Raw genomic sequence first — 3,164 nt, 5'->3', positions numbered from 1 at the left:
TTGGGGAGCTTTGTTGGTTGTAAGAGACGGATGATACCCAAAAATTTATAAATTTTGGTTTAATGTCCTAGCTTTTAAAATTTCATCCGCCAAATTTTCGACCATCGCGTCGTGATCTAGGAAGCGTATTTGATCGTTCGGCGAAGGCCCGTCAAAAGGCTGATGAAGTACGGTTTTAGCCGGCGGCGCGTTTAAAATTTGATTAAAAACGTCAAATTCAGGTGGAAAACTAAAGTATAATTTTGGCTGCGCCGGTTTGCCGTCCAAAAGCCTTTTTGCGTAAATTTCGCTAAAATTTTTAGCTTTCGGCAAGCTAATGCGCTCAAAAATCTCAAAAGGTAAGAGGTAATGCGCCAAGGCGTAAAGTCCGTGCGCGAAAAAACTAATCCTCTTTTCAAATTGCGGCGCGGCGGTTCTAGCGACTTTTACGCAAAAATTACTCAAACTCTCGCTCATCGCGGCCGCGTCTTTTTCGTGCAAGGCAAGGACGAATTTTACCGCTTCTCTTTCATTTATCGGCTTTTTGGAGTCCGCAAATCTACGCGCTTTTTTCAGTGTGGGCTCGAGCGATTTTTTATCGTCCCATAGCAGCGCCGAAACCAGATCGCTCATCACGCACAAAAATCTATATCCGTTCGTGCTAGGCGGCATAGAGTGCGTCATTACGTTTTTCGCGCCGTTCATGTCGCCGCACGCTAGCGCAAGAAACGAATGAATAAGCCTCTCGCACTGATCGTATCCGCCCTCGCAGCCGGGCAGCAGCTCGTTTCTGGCGTACTGAAAAACAAGGTCGTTTAAAGCCTCCACATCGCCGCTTTCTATACATTTTTCCAGCCAAATTTCATAAGGAATTTGCGGTATCGAAAAAGCCATCAGTTTTATCAACTCGCATAAAAACTCGCGCTCGCTCAAATTTTTCTTTTTTAGCTTGGCTAAAACTTCGCCGCACTCGTCCAAAAGCAGCTCGGTTTCGCTCTTTTGCGGTTTTTTAGATTGTGAAAATTTGCGGGAATTCTCCTGCGAGTCTTGTGAAAACAGTTTCATCTACATACTCCCTATTTTTATTTATTTTATCAAAAACTTCTTGCGCCAGGGGCAAATGCGAGCCGTATCTAGCCAGATAGAGCCAGTCTAGCCCTTCGCACGGCGTTTTAGCAAGCACCTTGCCGCCTTTGGTCGCCTTAGCCGAATACTCCAAAACAAAAGGCACGCGTCCTCTTCATATAAGATCCCTGTCATCGCGTAAAATTTAGCGCGGTGCTCTTTGCTGACAAGCAAACTCGCCAAAAAGCCGTTCTCGACGCCGTCAGCTAAAAACGCGGTAGTTAGAGCCGCGTTACCTTGTACATCTAGACTTTTAAATTTGACGGCGCCTTTTAGAGCGGGGATCGCGCGCGTCGTGCCTAGCTCGCGCAGGGCAACGGCAGCCCAAAGGAGATCAAATTTATCCTGCGAGCTTTGCAAAACTTCTATCAAATTTGACTCGTCGTAGGGGATCTTGCAGTCTTTAAAGTGATCCGCGGCAGCCTCGTTACGCGCTCTCATCTGCCCAAACCACTCGCTTACGTGATCGTCAAGCTTTTGCATTTTTATCCTTTAAATTTAGACAATTGTAGCGTAAAATTTAACCTCCTTTTAGGTATAATCGCCCAAATTTAAGCAAATTCAGGATAGAGATGGCAGGCGAAGACCAAGAAAAAACCGAAGAACCCACCTCCAAAAAGATCGAAGACGCGCGCAAGGACGGCAACGTCCCCAAAAGCCAAGACCTCGCAGGCTTCGTCACGCTCGCGGTCGCGATCTTCGTCGTTGTGGCGCTTCTTGGCTTCATCGGCGATCAGTTTTTCACGCTGTATAACTACTATCAGAGCCTAATCGGACAAGAATTTACGCGCAAGCTGCTCTTTAGCGTCGCGATCACGACGATATTTCGCACGCTGCTCATCATCCTGCCTATCGCCGTTTGCATCGCGATCGCGGGCGTCGTCGCCAACCTCATGCAGTTTGGATTTATATTTACGACTAAGCCTTTGGAGCCAAATTTAAACAAAATCAACCCGATAAAAGGGCTCAAAAATCTCTTTTCTCTTAAAAAACTGATAGACGGCATCAAAATGGTGCTCAAGGTCACGGCGGTTTTTACGGTCGGATTTTTGATGTTTTTTAGCTTCATCAAAGAGCTGCCGCATACGCTGTTTTTCTCGATGGCGGCACAGCTGGCGTGGCTAAAAGAAAAAATGCTGATTTTAGCTGCCGTGATGCTAATCGTGATGTTTATCATCGGGCTTCTTGACGTGCTGATCGTGCGTTTTCAGTATTTTCGCGACCTAAGAATGAGCAAGCAGGAGATCAAGGATGAGTACAAACAGATGGAGGGCGACCCGCAGGTCAAAGGTCGCATCCGCCAGCTGCAAATGCGAGCCGCGCGCAACAGAATGATGCAAAATATCCCGCAAGCAGACGTCATCATCACCAACCCGACCCACTACGCCGTCGCCCTTCGCTACGACAAAACAAAGGAAAAAGCGCCCGTGATCCTCGCTAAGGGCGTGGATTTTCTAGCGCTTCGCATCAAGCAAATCGGAGTGCAAAACAACGTCAAAATCGTCGAAAATCCGCCGCTAGCGCGCGAGCTATACAAGATGTGCGAGGTAAACGATATGATACCTTCAGAGCTCTTTCGTGCCGTCGCCGAGGTGCTAAGCTTCGTCTATATGAGCGACAAACAAAAATTCGGCGATAGGCTGAAGTGAAATTTAAATTTGACCTTTTGGCTGTAAATTTGAAGCCAAATTCGGAGTCAAATTTGCGCCGCTCAAATTTGGATAAATTTTAGAATTTTACCTGCCGAGACCCGCATCTTTAAGGCGCTAAATTTGGTTTTATCAAATTTAGCATTGTAAATTAAGTTCTTTGAGTAAAAAACAACCATCTAAGGTTGTTTTTTACTTTGTTGTAAAGGGGGTGGGGGCTTGAATGGCGAAGTCGCTCCCCACCCCCTTTAATCCCCCTCCCCCTACGACGCTTTTAATGTGGCGACACTGCTTTGCTGACGCAAAGCATCGCGGACTTGAATCAAATTTGACGCTTTCAAGGTGCGGGTCTCGGTGGGTAAAATTTGCAAATTTGAAATTTGGCTTCAAATTTGAGCGAAAAACGATAAG

At 46.5% G+C, this 3,164-nt stretch carries 4 protein-coding genes; 1 reads left to right on the top strand and 3 read right to left on the bottom strand.

The genetic code is table 11. The annotated features are described in order from the left end of the window. Positions 1 to 45: 45 nt before the first annotated feature. From Q0338_RS08115 to Q0338_RS08105, 3 genes are read right to left on the bottom strand one after another with little or no spacing between them, the layout of a single operon-like run. The gene (locus tag Q0338_RS08115; protein ID WP_298086313.1) at positions 46 to 1,044 is read right to left on the bottom strand and encodes a hypothetical protein; all 999 of its coding nucleotides are present in this window, start codon (positions 1,042 to 1,044) and stop codon (positions 46 to 48) included. Then, complete coding sequence (locus tag Q0338_RS08110; RefSeq protein WP_298086312.1) at positions 989 to 1,162, bottom strand: hypothetical protein; 174 nt, start codon at positions 1,160 to 1,162, stop codon at positions 989 to 991. Before Q0338_RS08110 ends, Q0338_RS08115 begins: the two co-directional genes overlap by 56 nt. Continuing rightward, positions 1,132 to 1,587 (bottom strand): hypothetical protein, encoded by a 456-nt coding sequence (locus Q0338_RS08105; protein ID WP_298086311.1) that lies wholly within the window; start codon positions 1,585 to 1,587, stop codon positions 1,132 to 1,134. Before Q0338_RS08105 ends, Q0338_RS08110 begins: the two co-directional genes overlap by 31 nt. Positions 1,588 to 1,676: 89 nt before the next feature. Between Q0338_RS08105 and flhB the strand changes: the two genes are divergently transcribed. Continuing rightward, positions 1,677 to 2,753, top strand: a complete 1,077-nt coding sequence (gene flhB / locus Q0338_RS08100; protein WP_298086310.1) for a flagellar biosynthesis protein FlhB — start codon at positions 1,677 to 1,679, stop codon at positions 2,751 to 2,753. The last annotated feature ends 411 nt before the right edge of the window (positions 2,754 to 3,164 follow it).

It is taken from the genome of uncultured Campylobacter sp. (assembly GCF_938018145.1).
In the GTDB taxonomy this organism is placed as follows: domain Bacteria; phylum Campylobacterota; class Campylobacteria; order Campylobacterales; family Campylobacteraceae; genus Campylobacter_A.
Note: the sequence above shows the minus strand (reverse complement) of the source record. Positions and strands in the feature narration are given on the sequence as shown.

Bases quoted from the DNA above. Each gene is read 5' to 3' on its own strand.
- Q0338_RS08115 (WP_298086313.1), bottom strand. From the start codon at position 1,044: ATGAAACTGTTTTCACAAGACTCGCAGGAGAATTCCCGCAAATTTTCA.
- Q0338_RS08105 (WP_298086311.1), bottom strand. From the start codon at position 1,587: ATGCAAAAGCTTGACGATCACGTAAGCGAGTGGTTTGGGCAGATGAGA.
- flhB (WP_298086310.1), top strand. From the start codon at position 1,677: ATGGCAGGCGAAGACCAAGAAAAAACCGAAGAACCCACCTCCAAAAAG.